The organism is Vreelandella sp. L-15 (assembly GCF_056857635.1).
Window position 1 is genome coordinate 20,840 of record NZ_JBSXNN010000061.1, and the last position, 18,862, is coordinate 39,701.

An 18,862-nucleotide genomic window follows, 5' to 3' on the forward strand; every position below is an offset into this window, starting at 1 on the left:
TTTAAGCCTCGTTTTCAGCACTCAGCGAGTGGGGCAAACGGCGACCCAGTAGGCTAACCCAGCGCACCAGCACCGGTGCATCACTGTGGCTAACCTCGCTCAATAGGCGACGGAACGCCTCTTTTGCCTGCTGATCATGGGGTGAAATCCGCGTAAGCCAAAGCTCCAAGGCCGCTAACTCTTGATGGCGGTTGCCGTGTTCCCGTGACTGCACAATCGCCATTTCGGCAAGCGCCTTTACTTCACTGGCCGGGTGCCCCAGCAAGTCACGCACTCTGGCCAGTTGAGTCGCCAACTCGGGCAAAAAGAGCGTGGTGCGCTCTCGGGCAATCACCAAACATTGATCCAGATACTCCTCGGCGGCCTTTAACTCGCCAAGTTCAATACAGGCATCTGAGTACCAAAGGACGGGGCGCTGGAAACGATCTCGCCCATTCAGCTCAGCCATCTGGTCCAGACTATCTCTTAATTGAACTAAACCAGCGTGATCCCCCGCCATGGCCCTCTGCCAACCCAACACACCTTGGGCGGAGAGTTGCCACAGCTGAAGGTCCGGCGTGCCCGTCATGGCGGCCGCGCGCTCAGCATGGCGTGCCGCAAGATGCACATGCCCTAATTGGCGATAGAGCGCTGCGGCAAACATTAACGCCATGGCAAGCGTTCCCGGATGACCAATTTTCTCAGCAAGACGGATGGCTGACGAGACGTGACGCTCGGCGCGCTGATAGTCGCCACGTAAACAGAGTGCCCAGCCCTGGAAGCAGGCAGCTGTCACTTGCGGGTGATCCGAGAAGGGCAGCCACTCGATCATCATTTGCGCATTGAGCGGGTCGATTTCATCCAGGTGGTCATGGGCCTGCTGAATTCGTCCGGCCCAGTACTCACAGTGCGCCCGGGCATAGTCGGCCAAACGGCGATAGCGCGGGTCTTCCAGACGCTCGGCAATATCCGCCAAGGTAGAGGCAAGTGCAAACGCATCGGCATGGGCGTAGCGCTGGCTGCGGCCTACCCACAGCCCCCACTTGACTAGGAAAATTTGTTCTAAATCTTCCGGGTCGTCCGGCGAATCACCACCGGATTGACGCAGCAGCTCCCGGGCGCGCACAAAGCTTTCGTGGGCAGTGGGCGAGCCATGGCCTTCCAGCGCAAACGCTGCCTGCCCACGCACGGTAAGTAGGCTGACCTCACGCTCCACTTCATGGTCAACGTGGCGCAAACTGGCCAAACCGAAGTCGGCCATCCGCAGCGCCGTACGGTTCGCGCTCACCTTCAGCGCTTCACGGGCAGACAGTTCGAAATAGCGCGCGCCTCGAGCGTAGTGGCCGCTGCGGCGCAGATGGGTGGCGAAATCCCCCGGATGACGGCTGATCCACACAGGGAAACGCTCCTCAATCAGCGTAACGACCTGCTGGTGCAGCTTGACCCGTACATCCCGAGGGCAGGAGAGATAAGCCGCTTCTTGTAGTAGCTGATGGCTAAACTGGTACTCGTGCTCGCCGCTCTCTTTATCAACCGGCTCAATAATTTCCAGCAGGCGCATATGCTCTACGGCTTGAGAAATCCGCGCTTTATCCCAGCCACTGCATTCAGCCAGGAAGTCGAGGCGGAAGCGTTTGCCCAGCACCGCCGCAATATGGGCAATTTCCCGATCCCCTTCCAGCTGATCGATACGGCTGGCCAGCAGGCCAAGCAGCCCTTTGGGCAATTCATCGAACTGAACACTACGCCCTTCGCGACGATCCATATCCAGGCGACGGCAAATCTCCTGCATATAGAGCGGCACGCCATCGCATCGCTCAATAATTTGGTTACGCAGTCGAGGGCTTAAATGCATACGATAGCGGCGCGATAGCTGGGAGAGCAGCCGAGAGGACTGCAGCGCATCGAGCTTGCCGAGGGTAATTTGCTGATCCCAATGCAGCTTCACTGGTAGCGCTTCACGACCGTGATGACTGGCCACCAGCATGAAGGCCGTGTTGATGGGCAGTCGAGCTTGTAAACCGGCCAATACTTTGAAGGAGGGTTCGTCCAACCACTGTAGGTCATCAACCATCAAGACGAGAGTCTGGGTGCCAGCGCGCTGGTCGATCAGGCGGTGCAGCAGTTTCACAATCAACTCTACCGCTTCCCCGCTTTGGGTAAGCTGAGTAATTTCCTGAACGTCCCTGACCCCCAGCGCCTCTTCCAACAGCTGTTGGCGAGCATCGTCTAGCGCTGTATCACCCAACGATGCCTGCAACTCATGCAATGCTGCTTGAGTAGGCGTGGTGCCTAGATGCCACGCCAAGAGAGAACGGGCCACCCCGTAAGGCTCTAACACCGACAAGCGTGTGGTTGGCTGCCAACAGATAGCGGCGTCGCGGCTAAGTTCAAGCTGACGAAAACCAACCATCAGCGCCGATTTTCCCATGCCTGAGGCCCCCCGCACCAAGACACTTTGCCTTAAGCCGATACCCGCTCTTGCCAGCGCATCACGCAGCGTACGCAGAGACGTTTCGCGGCCGACCAGACTGGGCGGCAGCGCATCCCGGCCGCCTTCATTCTGGCCTAACACCAGCGCCCGCAAGCGCACTCGACCATCGCTTGCCATCAAGCGCGACACCAAGCGCGGCTGCAGGTCCAGTGCCGGGGGCATGTGCTGGCTGGCTTCTTGAGAAATCACTAGTTCACTACCTTCAGCAGCGCCCATTAGCTCAAGGGAGTCCTGTGTGACTTGGCCAAGCGGGTCAGCCAACTGGCGTTCAGGCAGATAGACCACACGGCCGCTATGTAACCCAGCCGCCAGCTCAAACGAAGGCGCTTCCCCTTCCCCACTCCAATGGCGCTGAGTTTCCTGCGGCAGCGCTTGGCGGCAGTGTTCATAGAGCGCTACCAGCTCGGCAAGCTGATGCGCAGGGCCGTGGGTGCCGAAACACGCCAGTCCCAAACCGCCGGTGGCCCCAGGCAGCCAGAAGCCACCTAAGTGATGGCACTGCTGCTCTAGCCAGCGCAATAGTTCCAGCTGAAGCGCTAGACAGTTACGAGTTGCCGCCCGGTCTTGCCAGTCGCCTTTCAGACGTAAGCGAATCGCCATGACCGACAGTTGGCGAAGCTCAATCTCATCTTCACGCAGCGGCTTACTATCGGCTGCCAGTGCACGAGAAAAAGCGCCCTGGGGCGACATGGCTCGCGGGTCGTGGTGGCCGTCCGACCAGTAGCTGGCCAACTGTAAGAAACCGGGCTCAGGCTGCTGGCCCGACAGCGCGAGCAACTGCAAATAGCTGTTGTACTGTTCATGAGCAGCGGCCATTTGATTTTTTTCGGCCAGTTGACGCACCAAACGTTCATGGAAAGGCCCATAGCCTGAAAAGCGGCTCACCAGGCCTTCCAGCATCTCGTCTGGCGTTTCGTCATGAGCCTCAAGCACTTGCTCGGCAAACCGGATCACCCGCTGACGCCACTCATTGCGCACCTGCACTAGCCAACGCTGAAATTCGCTGCAACTTGCCAACTGCAACTCTTCAATTAGATCGCCTTGGTAGCATGACATCACCTCCTCAAGGGTTTCTAAATCCTTGGGGCCTTCTAGCAACTGCTGCAGGTCATGTAGATCTACCTGCCAGTGGGCAGGTAAATGAAAGGCGATAGTCTGTCGCGATACGTTCAATACCTGATCGGCGTTATCACCCATGGACTGACGCAGGCAGTGCAACGCGTGGCGCAAGTTGGTACGACCTGACGAAAGCCCCTGGTCTGGCCAGAGCAGCTCAGCCAGTGCCGCACGATTGACCGGCTGGCGATGCAACAAAAGATACACCAACAGGGCCTTAACTTTGTCGTAATTGAAATGAGTGAGTACATCCTCCCCCTGGGTTAAGGAGAAGTGACCAAACAAGGTCAGCTGGTCTGTCTGTTGAGCATCGCGCATGATACACATCCCGCCTAACTAGCAGCGACTTAGGCGGGCACGCCGCTATGGAAACGAAACGCCGTATCCGGAGTCGTCATCAGCTCCGCTTCACGTGCGACAAAGAAGGCAATACGGTCATCAATCGGCTCAGCGGTCTGTTGACGCGCCAACAGCAGATAATCTTCAAAATGGCGCCCTTCTGACTTCACCAGCGTGCGGTAGAACTTCGCCAGTTCTTCGTCTAAGTAAGGGATAAGGCGGGCAAAGCGCTCACAGCTTCGTGCCTCAATTAATGCGCCAATAATCAGTACATCGATTAAGCGCTCAGGATCGTTACTGCGTAAATGTTTGCGCAGCCCCTCGGCATAGCGCGAGGCAGTGAGGTGATGATAGGCCACACCACGCTTTTCCATCAGGCCCACCACTTGTTCAAAGTGCAGCAGCTCTTCGCGGGCAAGCTGAGACATTTTGCTTAATAAAAGCGGCTGATCGACATAGCGGTAAAGCAAACTCATCGCGGTGGAAGCCGCCTTCTTCTCACACTGCGCATGGTCAATCAGCAGCGTTTCAGGATTGGCAAGCGCCCACTGCAACCACGCATCAGGCGTTGGGCAGGCAAGAAACTGATGCAGACTTTCTGGTAGCAAATCATCCGCTGAAAGGGAGTGATCTGCTGTTTTTAGTGCCATTAATCGTATAGACATAATACCGCTACCGAGCGTTTATCTCACTATTGTATAACATATAAACGCCGTTGGCGTTTGCTCCCTAGCTATCCGAAGGCCACTTATTTAATGGCGCCTCAATTCTCATATAGCATATTTCTAATATATAAGCCCAGCTTATTTGGCGCTCCGCACACCGCCTAAACCACTTCACTACGTTACTTAATAACGAATTAATCCGTATGCCTATGGTAACGCGGCATCACAATAATCACACCCGCGCTTACCTCAAAACACCCCTGCTGGTAAAAAACTTTCAGATTTTGGGCACATTAACTAAAAAAGCCGCAAGAAAGGAGCTCAATATCAGCGCCTCAGCATAAAGTACAAGCAGGCACTTAGCTTGGCTTCTTAACATTGTCGACAGTTTCCCGTAGAATCCCGCCCATCCACCAGACGCTGTTTGTCAAGCGTATGTCACGTGTCCGAACGCTTCACCCACCGTGCTAGTAGTCGTTCGGCACCACTGATTCATCACTACTAAGAAGATGAGAGGGCCCCAACGTGCTTGAAGCTTACCGCCAACATGTCGAGGAACGCGCCGCAGAGGGCGTCCCACCTAAGCCCCTAACCGCCGAGCAAGTCGCCGCCTTAATTGAGCTGCTCAAAGCGCCCCCGGCGGGTGAAGAGGAATTCATCCTTGACCTGATCACCAACCGCGTTCCGCCCGGTGTTGATGAGGCCGCCTACGTCAAAGCTGGCTTCTTGACGGCCATTGCCAAAGGGGAAGCGACCTCTCCGCTGATCGATAAAGTTCACGCGGTCAAACTGCTCGGCACCATGCAGGGCGGCTACAACATCTCCACCCTGGTCGAGCTGCTGGACGATGCCGAGCTCGCCAAGGAGGCCGGCGAACAGCTCAAGCACACCCTGCTGATGTTCGATGCCTTCCACGACGTGGAAGAGCGCGCCAAGGCCGGCAACACGGTGGCCAAGGACGTCATGCAGTCCTGGGCCGAGGCCGAGTGGTTCCTCTCCAAGCCAGCACTGGCCGAGAAGATCACTCTCACCGTCTTCAAGGTGCCGGGCGAGACCAACACCGACGACCTCTCCCCCGCGCCGGACGCCTGGTCGCGCCCCGACATTCCGCTGCATGCCAACGCCATGCTCAAGAACGAGCGCGAAGGCATCGTTCCTGAAGTGCCCGGCACCACCGGCCCGCTGAAGCAGATCGAGGAAGTGAAGGCCAAGGGCTTCCCGGTCGCCTACGTGGGCGACGTGGTCGGCACTGGCTCCTCGCGCAAGTCGGCCACCAACTCCGTGCTATGGTTCTTCGGCGACGACATCCCCTACGTGCCCAACAAGCGCGCCGGCGGTTTCTGCTTCGGCGGCAAGATCGCCCCGATCTTCTTCAACACCATGGAAGACGCCGGTGCCCTGCCCGTCGAGATGGATGTCTCCAAACTCGAGATGGGCGACGTGATCGACGTCTACCCCTATGAAGGCAAAGTGTGCAAGCACGGCACCGACGAGGTACTGACCACCTTCGAACTCAAGACCCAGGTGATCCTCGACGAGGTGCGCGCCGGTGGCCGTATCCCGCTGATCATCGGCCGTGGCCTGACCGGTAAAGCGCGCGAGTCGCTAGGCTTGGCGCCTTCAGACGTTTTCCGACTGCCCGATCAGCCGGCCGATACCGGCAAAGGCTTTACGCTAGCGCAGAAGATGGTGGGTAAGGCTTGCGGCATGGACGGCGTTCGTCCCGGCATGTACTGCGAACCGAAGATGACCACCGTAGGCTCCCAGGACACCACTGGCCCGATGACCCGCGACGAGCTGAAAGATCTTGCTTGTCTTGGTTTCCAAGCCGATCTGGTCATGCAGTCCTTCTGCCACACGGCGGCTTATCCGAAACCGGTTGACGTAGACACTCACCACACCCTGCCGGACTTCATCATGAACCGTGGCGGCGTTTCGCTGCGCCCCGGCGACGGTATCATCCACAGCTGGTTGAACCGCATGCTGCTGCCGGACACCGTGGGTACTGGCGGTGACTCCCACACCCGCTTCCCGCTGGGCATTTCGTTCCCTGCCGGTTCTGGCCTGGTGGCCTTCGCCGCTGCTACGGGCGTTATGCCGCTGGACATGCCGGAATCCGTTCTGGTGCGCTTCAAAGGCAAGCGCCAGCCGGGCGTCACCCTGCGCGACTTGGTTCACGCCATTCCGTTGTACGCCATCAAACAAGGCCTACTGACCGTCGAGAAATCCGGCAAGAAAAACGCCTTCTCTGGTCGCGTGCTGGAGATCGAAGGCCTGGAAGACCTCACCGTTGAGCAGGCATTTGAGCTTTCCGACGCGTCCGCTGAGCGTAGCGCCGCTGGCTGTACCATTACGCTGTCTGAAGAGAGCGTGACCGAGTACCTGAAATCCAACATCACGCTGCTGAAGTGGATGATTGCTAATGGCTACGGCGACGAGCGCACCATCAGCCGTCGTATCGAAGGCATGGAAGCGTGGCTGGCCAACCCGAGCCTAATGCGCGCCGACAAAGACGCCGAGTACGCCGAAGTCATCGAGATCGACCTCTCTGACATTAAAGAGCCGGTTCTTTGCGCCCCGAACGACCCGGATGACGCCCGCTTACTGTCTGATGTTGCCGGTGAGAAAATCGACGAGGTGTTTATCGGTTCGTGCATGACCAACATTGGTCACTTCCGCGCGGCAGGTAAATTGCTCGAAAAACAGCCTGCGGGCAGCCTGAAAACCCGCTTGTGGCTTGCGCCACCGACCAAAATGGATCAGCACCAGCTGACCGAAGAGGGTTACTACGGCATCTATGGCCGTGCAGGCGCCCGCATGGAAATGCCGGGATGTTCACTGTGTATGGGTAACCAGGCACGCGTTGCAGCGAAGAGCACTGTGGTGTCCACGTCTACACGTAACTTCCCGAACCGTCTGGGCGATGGTGCAAATGTTTACCTCGCCTCGGCAGAGCTAGCAGCGGTTGCTGCTGTAGAAGGTCGTCTGCCGACCGTTGATGAGTATCAGCGTTACATGGGTGAGTTTGACGCCATGGCAGGCGAGATCTATCGTTACATGAACTTCCACGAAATCGAGGAGTATCAAAAAATCGCCTCGAACGTGATTCCGGTAGCCCAAGAGGCTTAATCGCCAGTGGCACCGACCCATCGCCGATGCTCGCAACATCGCAGCCTGGGTAATCCCTCGCTGAGCCGATGACAGAACGCCCCTTCCTATTGAGGTTGGGGCGTTTTTTATGACGCTGTGAACATAGCGCTGTAACCATAGGAGTAACTCATGACAACGACAACCCAAGTGGTCACCCCCGATCTATGCGACGCTTACCCCGACGTAGAGGTGCTAGAGCCCCTCTTTGCTAACTTCGGTGGTGTCGACAGCTTTTATGGCCCAATTCGCACGGTAAAGTGCTTCGAAGATAACTCAATGGTCAAACAGGCTGTGGCGGAGCCTGGCGAAGGTGCCGTACTGGTTGTGGATGCCGGCGGCTCTCATCGCTGCGCGATGTTAGGCGATATGCTGGCAGAGCAGGCAGCGCAAAATGGTTGGGCAGGCGTATTGATGTACGGTTGCGTGAGAGATGTCGACATTTTGGCCACGCTTCCTTTAGGCGTGCAGGCACTCGGCAGCCACCCGCGTAAAAGCGAAAAGCGCGGCGAAGGCCAGCGGGATATCGCCGTAACGTTTGCGGGCGTTACTTTAAGAGTTGGCCAGTGGCTGTATGCTGATAATAACGGCATTATCATCGCCGAGCAGCCCTTAAAGCTCTCCTAATCCCGCTTGTCAAGGGTGGCAGTTAGTGCCACCCTGATGCTTCACTCTGACACTTTTGTGACTATGCAGCCGCTCACTCAATTAGGCAACGCCCTTCTTCGCACTCTCCGAGATCACCTCCGTCCGCTCATAGCTTATCACTTGCTGTTTACCCTACTGGCCTCTGCCTTATTGGTACCGGCCGTTGCCTGGGTATCGCAACGCTTTTTGGCACAGCTAAACCGCACGGTGGTCACCACGGATGCACTCTTAGCGCTGCTCTTCAGCCCATTAGGGCTATTGGTCATGCTGGTGGGCCTTGGCTTTACGTTTTTACTCATTTACTGGCAGCAGGCTGGCATGTTGCAAGTGGCTGTCCGGCCAAAAGATAACCATTACCGGCTAGCGTTCGAGGCGCTCTGGTTGAGCACACGACGGCTTCCCGCTCTGGCGGTGCTGGTGATTCTCCAGGTCGGGGCTCACCTATTGCTGCTTGCCCCTTTTATGATGGCGCTTACCTGGCTATACGATCTATGGCTTAGCGGTGTCGACCCCTACTATTTGCAGCGCATTCGCCCTCCTGTGCTGTGGTACTTTTTAGCTTGCGCGACACCGTTGGTGGTTATCTGGATGATCTTAGCAGCGTGGCTGTATCTGCGCTGGCTGCTGGCACTGCCACTAGTGTCGCTGGAATCTTGCTCACCGTATCAAGCACTCACGCGAAGCGTTTATTTAACACGTGGCTGGCACCGCTCTATTGGAGTGGCTGTGCTCACCCTGCTACTGATCATTATTAGCTTACCCATTATTACCACATGGCTGTTTGACACGCTGGTCACGCCCTTATTGTGGTGGCTACCAGAGCACAACACGGTGCTGATTCCAGCGATGCTGGCCTATTTAACCGGCTATGTGCTGGTAACACTCACCATCACTTTCCTTGGTATTGCTACTAACGCTCTGCTGTCCGCCTGCCTCTACTTACAGCTGGCCCATCATGAACCACGCCCTGCGCCGCCTTCCCACGATGCCCACCCTGGACGCATGGCATGGGCGATTGAACTTAGCGTGCTGCTGCTCGCAGGGCTACAGGCGTGGTGGATTCTTAACAGTTTTGAGATTCGCGATAACGTGGCCATCATCGCCCATCGCGGAAGCTCCATGGTGGCACCGGAAAACACCCTTGCTGCCGTGTCTCAAGCGCTGGAGGATGGCGCTGACGCCGTAGAGCTGGATGTTCGCCTGAGTGCCGATAATCAGGTCATGCTCTATCACGACCGAACGCTCGCCCGCCTCACCAGTGATCCTCGAGAATTTGGCGACCTCACCCGTAGCGAACTCAGCAAGTTTGATGTGGGTAGTTGGTTTGGCGACGCCTTTCAAGGGGAGCGCATAGCGGGGCTGGATGAAGCGTTGGCCGCCGTCCGCGGGCGCGCATCGCTGATGATCGATATGAAAGCCCTGCCGGGTCAAGAAGAGAGGCTGGCACAAGCAGTCATCGATGCACTGGGGCAGGAAAGCGACATACGCTATCGCTGCTGGGCCACCCAGCAAGAAGCACTAACAGCCGTGACGGCCTGCGGCTTTCCTAACGCGCTGATGGATATGCGTCTGGCGACCACGTCGCCTGCACTGGTGCGCTACATCAAGCAACAGGCCCCGGGGCTGCGTGTTACTCTGCTAGCACAGCTCATTCTTCCAGGCACCCTAGACCGACGCCAATTTGATGCATTAGGCCTGCGGCATAACCGCATTAGCGCCCAAGAGGTGCGCCTGGCGGCGCTTTTCGGTTACGAGATTCATGCCTGGACGGTCAACGATCGGGCGCGCATGTCGGCACTGATTGACCTCGGCGTTGATGCCATCATTACCGATTATCCTGATCGCTTGCACGCCTTAACAGAAGACCGCCGTGCGCTAAGCGACGGCGGTCTTCTGTTGGTCAAGCTACGCAACTGGTTACGTCAGTAACAGTCGGGGCGTCGTTTACTCACCCATCACGACGCCTTCCCGACGCGGGTCGGCACCACCAAACAGTGTGCCATCCTCCAATCGCCGAATCGCCTGAAGGCCGCTCGTGAGCTCACGTTCGCTCACGCTGTGACCCCGCTCACGCAGCGATTCGATGATCTCTTCAGGGAAGCGCCCCTCCTCTAAGTAAACATCACCACCCAACGTAATCGCATGGGGAAGACTCAGCGCTTCCTGAGCGTTCAACCCCCAATCGCGCATCGCTGCCAATGTCCGAGCAGTATAGTGGATGATCGCGGCGCCACCAGGGGAGCCGAGGCTCGCCACCAACGCACCGGTTTCCTGATCAAATACCAAGGTGGGGCTCATACTAGAGCGTGGCCGCTTACCAGGCTCCACTCGGTTAGCCACCGGCTGCCCGTCCACCTCAGGAGCAAAAGAGAAATCCGTCAGCTCGTTATTCAATAAATAGCCGCCAGGCAGGTCAGTGCCGCCATCCGCCAGAATACGCGAACCAAAGGCTTGCTCAATGGTGGTCGTCATCGCAATCGCATTGCCATCGGCATCCACAATGCTGATATGGCTGGTGCCATACTCAGGTTGCTCGGGCTGGCTGGCAAAGCTAACGGTCAATTCACCTGGATTGCCCGGTTCGGCGCTCTCACCCATGCTCTCTTCACCGATTAGCTCGCTGCGTTTACCAAGGTAGTCAGGCGCTAGCATGAGCGACCAGTCACCGCCCGGTGCCTCGACAAAGTCAGGGTCAGCGATGTAGCGGCCCCGGTCAGCAAACGCCAGCCGCGAGGCTTCTAGAAATTGATGCAGCCAGCCACTACTGGTCACGCCATTTTCCAGCGGCGCCTCCAACAGCGGTTGCTGGTCCAGCATACCGAGAATTTGCATGATCGTTAGATGGCCAGAAGAGGGAGGAGGAAACCCGCACACTTCCCACTGCTGCCAGGGGGTGCATAGCGGCTCACGCTCAAGAGATTGGTAACCACTGATGTCATCAAGCGAGATCTTACCGGGTCGAACCGGATGCGATTGCACCTGCTCAACGAGATCCTCCGCGACCTCACCTTCATAAAAGGCTGCGCTGCCCTCTTCTGCAATGCGACGCAAAATAGCGGCTAAGGCAGGATTTTTTAGTGTGGTGCCCACTTCCAGGGGCTCTCCATCGGCGGAGTAATAAAACGCTTGAGCCAGGTCGTTTTCGCGCAGATATTCGTCATTAGCCAGGCTGGTGTGCAGCCGCTGGCTCACCGCGAACCCCTCTTCCGCCAGTGTAATCGCGGGGGTAAAGAGTTCTTGCCAAGCCAACTGGCCGTGCTCAGCATGGGCCTGTTCCAACATACGCAAGGTACCGGGCACGCCCACCGACAACCCGCTGGCGACCGCTTCCATAAAAGGCAGCGGCTCGCCATCTTCCATAAACAGCTCGCCGGTTACGGCGGCAGGCGCCGTTTCACGGCCATCATAAGCCTGTACATCAGCACCATCAAAGTGCATCAAAAATGCGCCGCCACCAATCCCACTGGATTGCGGCTCCACCAGAGTTAATACCATTTGTACGGCGACCGCCGCATCAATGGCATTCCCCCCAGCCTTGAGCACCTGATAGCCCGCGTCGGTAGCCAGCGGGTTAGCCGCCGCCACCGCGAAGGAGTCTGCCGCCCATCCCGGCTTCTCCTCAAAGCCTGACCCTACTTCCGGTGTAATGGAGGGTGTTTCGTAACCAAACCCCCAACTCACCATTGGCACCAGCAGTAAACCAGTGAGTGAGAGTGCCCTTTTTGGCAGCATAACCTTTCTCCTTAAACCGTGTCTCAGACGTGAATCACCAAGGCGTAACCGCCTTTTGAGCGCTCAAGCAATAGCGTAGCCTATAAAACGACTGCGCCCGGCACAATGGCCAGGCGCAAAATAGCAAGCACGCTAATCAAGCTGAAGGAGGCTAAGCAATAGTTTCCCCCGCCAACATGAACCACGTTTCCAGCACTGCATCGGGGTTGAGTGACACGGAGTCAATGCCCTGCTCCATCAACCACTTGGCAAGATCCGGGTGGTCCGAAGGGCCTTGGCCGCAGATCCCCACGTACTTACCTTTCTCTTTACAGGCCTTAATAGCCATGGCCAGCAGCTTTTTCACCGCGGGGTTACGTTCGTCAAACAAGTGCGCCACGATGCCCGAGTCTCGATCCAAGCCCAGCGTTAACTGGGTAAGGTCATTCGAGCCAATGGAGAAGCCATCGAAATACTCGAGGAACTCGTCCGCCAATAGCGCGTTGGCAGGCAATTCACACATCATGATGACCTTCAAACCATCAGGGTGCTCATCACCGCCACGCTGCAAACCGTTAGCCGCTAGCAGATCGACTACTTCACGCGCTTCATCCGTGGTGCGCACAAACGGCACCATGATTTCGACGTTGGTCAGCCCCATGTCGTCACGCACACGTTTCAGCGCGCGACATTCGAGCTCGAAACAAGGACGAAATGCCTCGGAGATATAGCGAGAAGCCCCACGGAAACCCAGCATAGGGTTCTCTTCACCGGGCTCGTAGAGCTTACCGCCTATCAGGTTTTCATACTCGTTGGATTTGAAATCCGATAGACGGACAATCACACGCTGTGGATGGAAAGCTGCCGCTAGCGTAGAGATCCCTTCAACTAATTTATCGACGTAAAAGCTCACCGGGTCGGCGTAACCAGCAGTACGTAGATCGATCACCTGCTGAAGATCCGCAGGCAGCGTATCGTACTCAAGCAGCGCTTTCGGGTGCACACCAATCATGCGATTGATGATGAATTCAAGACGCGCCAAGCCAACGCCTGCATGGGGCAAACTAGCGAAACCGAAAGCGCGATCCGGGTTGCCCACGTTCATCATAATTTTAAACGGAATCTCCGGCATGGAATCAACGCTGGACACGTTGCAGTCAAAAGCCAGCAACCCTTCATAAACGTGGCCGGTATCCCCTTCCGCACACGAAACCGTAACGTCAATGCCTTCTTGTAGCTGCGTGGTCGCATCGCCACAGCCAACCACCGCAGGAATGCCCAATTCCCGGGCAATAATCGCCGCGTGGCAGGTACGCCCACCACGGTTAGTCACGATTGCCGAGGCGCGCTTCATGATGGGCTCCCAATCTGGGTCCGTCATGTCGGTGACCAAGATGTCGCCTTCTTGAATTTTGTCCATCTCGTCTGGGCTGAGGACAATCTTAACTGCCCCGCGGCCGATACGCTGGCCAATGGCACGGCCAGTAATCAGCGTGCGCCCTTTCTCACGCAGTTGGAAGCGCTCAAGCTTACCGCCCTCCTGCTGTGACACGACGGTTTCAGGGCGCGCTTGAACGATATAGAGCTTGCCGTCATCGCCATCCAATGCCCACTCAATATCCATCGGGCGCTGGTAGTGTTGCTCAATGGTCACTGCTTGACGAGCAAGATCCATCACCTGCTCATCGTTGATGCAGAAGCGGCCACGGTCTTTGAAAGGCACGTCAACGGTTTCAACAGATTTACCGGCGCTGGCATCTTGGCCGTAAACCATCTTGATCAACTTGGACCCTAACGTACGGCGCAGCACCGCCGGACGGCCGGCAGCCAGGGTGGGCTTGTGAACATAGAACTCGTCAGGATTGACGGCTCCCTGCACCACGGTTTCGCCCAGCCCCCAAGAGGCCGTGACAAAAACGGCATCACGGTAGCCAGATTCGGTATCCAGGGTAAACATAACGCCTGATGCGCCGGTTTCAGAGCGCACCATCTTTTGAACGCCCGCTGACAGCGCAACATTCTCGTGGGCGTAGCCACGATGCACACGGTAGGAGATGGCGCGATCGTTAAACAGCGAGGCAAACACTTCATGCACCGCATGTTTGATATTGGCAAAACCTTCAATGTTCAAGAAGGTTTCCTGCTGCCCAGCGAAGGAGGCATCGGGAAGGTCTTCCGCCGTGGCGGAGCTGCGCACGGCTACTTTGAGGCTTGGATGTTGCGTTTGGAGCTGTTCGTAGGCATCGCGAAGCGCGGCTTCAAAGCCAGGCGGCAGCGGTGTATCAATGATCCACTGACGAATCGTTTTTCCTGCCTCAGCCAGTGCTTTGACATCATCGACATCTAAACGAGCAAGCTTGTCATTAATGCGGTCGTTCAGACCTTCGTGAGAGAGAAACTCGCGGTATGCGTGAGCAGTGGTCGCGAAGCCGCCTGGCACCGTGACGCCTACACCCGATAAATTGGAAATCATTTCGCCAAGCGAAGCGTTTTTACCACCCACGCGTTCGACGTCTGCCATACCTAGCTGATCGAACCACAGAATGTACTCTTCCACGCAACCCCCTCGCTTTTAGACTTCGTTACGACCCGTTGGGACGACACTAATAGACGTTGTCACCCTAGCACTGCGGCAGCGTATTCGCCATTGGTCTAACAGCGAAGGGAGTGGAGGATTTTTACAACAAATACACAAAATTAGCGTTTTATGTAGTATCGACTAGGCGTTGTGCTCATCGTTTGCACAGCACACAATAGCTTATCTATGAACATGGCAGACTGGCGGATCAGGTTATGAAACGAACAGCTTTCTTTATTTCGGATGGCACCGGCATCACCGCAGAAAGCTTAGGGCGCAGTCTCTTAGCGCAGTTCAGTGATGTGGAGATCAATATGCTGACTAAACCGTATATTGATACGGTTGAAAAAGCACAGGCACTGGCACAGATTATCGAATCGACCGCCGTACGCGATGGCTGTAGACCGATTATCATTGATACGATTGTGGATCAACAGATTCGTAACGTTATCCGCCAAGCGTCGGGGTTTAAGGTCGATATTTTTTCGACGTTTCTAGAACCCCTTGAGCAGGAGCTGGAAACGCACTCTTCCTACAGCGTCGGCAGAACACACTCCATCGGTAGCGACGACGTATATATGGATCGCATCCACTCGGTTCACTTTGCACTCGATAACGACGATGGAGCACGCACCCACCAATACGACAAAGCCGATATTATTCTAGTGGGGGTTTCCCGCTGTGGTAAAACGCCGACCTCACTCTACTTGGCGCTGCAGTTCGGCATTCGCGCCGCGAACTATCCGCTCACCGAAGATGACCTGGATGAAGATGGCAGCTTGAAGCTACCCAAAGCGCTGGCACCTCATCGGCACAAGCTGTTTGGCCTTACCATTGATGCACGCCGACTCTCGGCCATTCGTAATGAACGCCGCCCCAATAGCCGCTATAGCTCGATGGATCAGTGCTTACAAGAAGTAGAGCAGGCAGAATCGCTGTACCGGGCAATGCATATTCCGTTTATTGATACGACGCGATTTTCAATAGAAGAGATCTCTACGCGCATGATTGCGGAAACCGGCCTAGCGAGGCGGTTCTCACCCCGCTAGGATTGCGCTAGCTTACATGCCCTTGGGAGCAAAAATTCCAGGGGCATTACGCCAGTAGCCTTTGTAGTCCATACCAAAACCAAACACGTAACGGTCGGCCACTTCTAGGCTGCAGTAATCTGCTTTTAATCCCGGAACGGCTTTGCGGTCGTGCTGCTTGTCGACCAACACTGCGGTAGTCACACTGGCCGCCTGGGCTTCTTTGCAGTATTCCAGAATGGCCGCTAGGGTTGCGCCTTCATCGAGGATGTCGTCAACAATCACTACATGTCGGCCCGCCATGGGAATTTCAGGCGATACGCGCCAGAAAAGCTCACCGCCGCGCAGCTCGTTGCGGTAACGGGTCGCATGTAAATAGTCCACTTCCAGCGGAAAACCAAGACGCGTCAGCAGATGCCCCGTGGTAATGAGCCCGCCATTCATAACGCAGTAAAACACCGGTAGCTTGTCGCCCAAGTCTCGCGTGATCTCTTCCGCCATGCGATCCAACGCTCGCTCAACCTGCTCTTGTGAAATCAGGCAGTCGGCGTTATCCATCAACTCACGCATAGAATCTAACGATTCAAGCGCTTCTTTATCCAACTTGGACATGCTACTTCTCCAAAAACATCTAATAAGAAAACGGTATAAAAATGGAATTAATTCGCTAGCGCTTCGAGCTTGGCATGCGTGCGGCGCCAACGGCCGAGTGCAGCCAGTGCATCCAGTTCAGGCCTAGCACGGCCGTAACGCAGCTTGGCAGGCCGTTTATTCACCACCCCTTGGCAGGCCTCTAGCACCTCAATGGCTGCCGCTCGGTCATTGCAGATCAGCAACATATCGCAGCCAGCGGCCAGCGCCGCTTTGGCACGCTCAGCCGGGCCGCCTGCCTCATGCGCCCCCGTCATGCTTAAATCATCGGAAAAAATACACCCTTTGAACCCCAATGATTCACGCAGCATGCCTAACCAGTTGGGTGAGAACCCTGCAGGGCGAGTATCAAACGCTGAATAAGTCACGTGGGCAGGCATGACACCGTTCAACACACCCGCTAACTCGCGAAACGGCACGAGGTCTCGGGCTTTCAGCTCGGCCAGAGGTCGCTCATCCACTGGCAGCGCAATATGGGAATCCGCCGCCACTCCGCCATGGCCAGGAAAATGCTTACCAACTGCCGCCATGCCAGCTTCATGCAAGCCTTCGATAAAGGCGCGCCCTAGTTGGGCGACATGCTCTGGATCGCTGCTGAAACTACGGTCGCCAATGACGCTGGAGATACCGCTCTCAACATCCAACACTGGCGCAAAACTCATATCCAACCCACAGGCGGCCATTTCCATCCCCAGCAGCCAGCCTGTGTCTTTGGCTAAGGTGAGCCCTGCTACTGGGTCGCTGGCATACAGATCGCCAATTCGCGCCATGGCGGGCAGGTTGGTCACCCCTTTTTTGATCCGCTGGACTCGACCGCCCTCTTGGTCAATACCTAGCAGTAGATCACCACGCACACGACGAATACTGCTGCAGAGCTGCCGCACTTGGTACGCATCTTCGACATTACGGGCGAACAGGATAACGCCGCCCACCGCAGGGTCTTTTAGCAATGTCTTTTCAGCGTTGGATAACTGCGGCCCTTCTAGGTCAAGCATGACCGGGCCAATGGGTTGCGTCATGGGGAGGATCCGACAAAAAGGGCGCCATTTTAGACTAACCGCTTAGCGTGTCAAAATTCTGGCAGGACGCCCGGAAGTGGGCTTAATGCAACCAAACCGGCGTACCGGGTTGGGCGTGTGCAAACAGGTAGTGTAAATCGTGATTTCGCAGGCGGATGCAGCCGTGAGAGGCAGCCACACCCATCGGTTGGTCTTCAGGCGTGCCGTGCAAATAAATGTAGCGCCGCTGGGAGTCCACGTCAGCGCCGCGGTTAACGCCGCGCTCCAGCCCGCAGAGCCACATAATGCGCGTTAGAATCCAGTCTCGCTCAGGGTAATTGGTCGCCAATTCAGGCGAAAATACTTCGCCAGTCCATCGGCGACCACGAAATACCGCATTATCAGGCAAGTCCTTGCCGATAGACGCACGGACATAGTGCCAGCCCAGCGGTGTTTGGCCGCTACCCTCTTGCTGCCCTACGCCAGCAACCCCAGTGGAGATCGCGCACTCATAGTTCACTTCCTTTCCCTGCCACCAGCGCAACCGCTGCCGCTGGGTGTCAATCTCCACCCAACCAGATTGGGAAGGCGGTAATTCAGCTAGCCTGGGCGTTGCCATGGTTTCCCTCTTCAACCGCAGCCGGTAGCGGCGCGTTCATCGCAGCAACAACGACTGGACGTAGCCGCCGCACAAGGTCACGCACCGTCACCTGCTCTTGATAATCCTTTGCAGCAATATCACGCAGGGCATCCAGTCCCGAGAGCGTAAATATCACTGTGCCTAGCATAAAGTGTAGCCGCCAAAAGCGCTCGGCGTCCGGCAGCTCAGGCGTGGCTTTACGCACCAGCTCGGTAAAACGGGTAAATACATCGCCATACTGCTGCTGAATGTAGCGACGCAGATGCCCTTGCGCCTGACTGTAGGCTAACCCTAGGAGCCGCATAAATACCTTCAGGCTATTACGTTCGGCGGGCACTGCCAGTACCGTAGTGGCCATGGTCTCTAACAGCACTTCTAGAGGAATAGGCTGGCCTTGATAGTGAGCTTCTAGCTCGTCCAGTGCGGTGTGAAAGCGCTCTGAAAATGGATCGAGATAGCGGGAAAACACCGCTTGAATTAGCGCTTTTTTGGAACCAAAGTGGTAGTTCACGGCCGCCAAATTAACCCGGGCCTTGCTGGTGATATTGCGCAGCGACGTCTCGGCAAAGCCTCGCTCTGCAAACAGTACCTCTGCAGTATCTAAAATACGCGTTACCGTATCCGATTGGGCCATAGCGCCCTCCAAAAAACAGGTGTTTTAAACATAGCTGAATACTATGTCATAACCCCTGCTGGCTCAATCTCTGGTAGTAAGCGTTAACTGGACACCTGAATCCGTGAAGCCGGCGCCGACACTTTCCCTATCACCGCCAGCGAGCACTTTTTGATCATTCGCCCCGTGCAAGTTGGCTTTCGCAAGCCCGTTATTGCCAAAACCCACCGTGCTGATCGGTGCTGACGGCCCGTT

General features: G+C 56.4%; 12 protein-coding genes. 4 read left to right on the forward strand and 8 right to left on the reverse strand.

Annotation, left to right across the window (positions count from 1 at the left end):
* Nucleotide 1: 1 nt before the first annotated feature.
* Nucleotides 2–3,907 (reverse strand): ATP-binding protein, encoded by a 3,906-nt coding sequence (locus AC13CY_RS08930; protein ID WP_483052472.1) that lies wholly within the window; start codon nucleotides 3,905–3,907, stop codon nucleotides 2–4.
* Between the two features lie 29 nt (nucleotides 3,908–3,936).
* Nucleotides 3,937–4,593, reverse strand: coding sequence for a MiaE family protein (locus tag AC13CY_RS08935; protein WP_044628282.1), 657 nt, complete (start codon nucleotides 4,591–4,593; stop codon nucleotides 3,937–3,939).
* Nucleotides 4,594–5,118: 525 nt separating this feature from the next.
* Here AC13CY_RS08935 and acnB point away from each other — a divergent pair.
* The 3 genes from acnB to AC13CY_RS08950 all read left to right on the forward strand — a co-directional run bounded on the left by acnB (nucleotide 5,119) and on the right by AC13CY_RS08950 (nucleotide 10,317).
* A complete protein-coding gene (gene acnB, locus AC13CY_RS08940) occupies nucleotides 5,119–7,722 on the forward strand; it encodes a bifunctional aconitate hydratase 2/2-methylisocitrate dehydratase (protein WP_172514514.1) in 2,604 nt (867 codons plus the stop codon).
* Nucleotides 7,723–7,872: 150 nt separating this feature from the next.
* Nucleotides 7,873–8,367, forward strand: coding sequence for a ribonuclease E activity regulator RraA (rraA, locus tag AC13CY_RS08945; protein ID WP_044628284.1), 495 nt, complete (start codon nucleotides 7,873–7,875; stop codon nucleotides 8,365–8,367).
* Between the two features lie 6 nt (nucleotides 8,368–8,373).
* A complete protein-coding gene (locus AC13CY_RS08950; RefSeq protein WP_172514515.1) occupies nucleotides 8,374–10,317 on the forward strand; it encodes a glycerophosphodiester phosphodiesterase family protein in 1,944 nt (647 codons plus the stop codon).
* Between the two features lie 15 nt (nucleotides 10,318–10,332).
* On the opposite strand, the gene ggt is transcribed toward AC13CY_RS08950, so the two are convergent.
* Both ggt and ppsA read right to left on the reverse strand, forming a co-directional pair.
* Entirely contained in the window at nucleotides 10,333–12,120 is a 1,788-nt protein-coding gene (ggt, locus tag AC13CY_RS08955) for a gamma-glutamyltransferase (RefSeq protein WP_172514516.1), read from the reverse strand.
* Between the two features lie 151 nt (nucleotides 12,121–12,271).
* Nucleotides 12,272–14,656, reverse strand: coding sequence for a phosphoenolpyruvate synthase (ppsA, locus tag AC13CY_RS08960; RefSeq protein ID WP_089675310.1), 2,385 nt, complete (start codon nucleotides 14,654–14,656; stop codon nucleotides 12,272–12,274).
* Nucleotides 14,657–14,892: 236 nt separating this feature from the next.
* Here ppsA and ppsR point away from each other — a divergent pair, with 236 nt between their 5' ends.
* A complete protein-coding gene (gene ppsR, locus AC13CY_RS08965) occupies nucleotides 14,893–15,726 on the forward strand; it encodes a posphoenolpyruvate synthetase regulatory kinase/phosphorylase PpsR (protein ID WP_044628288.1) in 834 nt (277 codons plus the stop codon).
* A 12-nt stretch (nucleotides 15,727–15,738) separates the two neighbouring features.
* Here ppsR and AC13CY_RS08970 read toward each other — a convergent pair whose 3' ends face one another.
* The 4 genes from AC13CY_RS08970 to AC13CY_RS08985 form a co-directional block, all read right to left on the reverse strand.
* Nucleotides 15,739–16,317, reverse strand: a complete 579-nt coding sequence (locus AC13CY_RS08970) for a hypoxanthine-guanine phosphoribosyltransferase (protein WP_054640851.1) — start codon at nucleotides 16,315–16,317, stop codon at nucleotides 15,739–15,741.
* A 47-nt stretch (nucleotides 16,318–16,364) separates the two neighbouring features.
* Nucleotides 16,365–17,375: a beta-N-acetylhexosaminidase gene (nagZ, locus tag AC13CY_RS08975; RefSeq protein ID WP_172514517.1), complete on the reverse strand. Its 1,011-nt coding sequence runs from the start codon at nucleotides 17,373–17,375 to the stop codon at nucleotides 16,365–16,367.
* An 82-nt stretch (nucleotides 17,376–17,457) separates the two neighbouring features.
* Nucleotides 17,458–17,973, reverse strand: a complete 516-nt coding sequence (locus AC13CY_RS08980) for a L,D-transpeptidase (protein WP_172514518.1) — start codon at nucleotides 17,971–17,973, stop codon at nucleotides 17,458–17,460.
* Entirely contained in the window at nucleotides 17,951–18,628 is a 678-nt protein-coding gene (locus AC13CY_RS08985; protein ID WP_044628292.1) for a TetR/AcrR family transcriptional regulator, read from the reverse strand. The genes AC13CY_RS08980 and AC13CY_RS08985 overlap by 23 nt, the downstream gene beginning before the upstream one ends.
* Nucleotides 18,629–18,862: the final 234 nt, after the last annotated feature.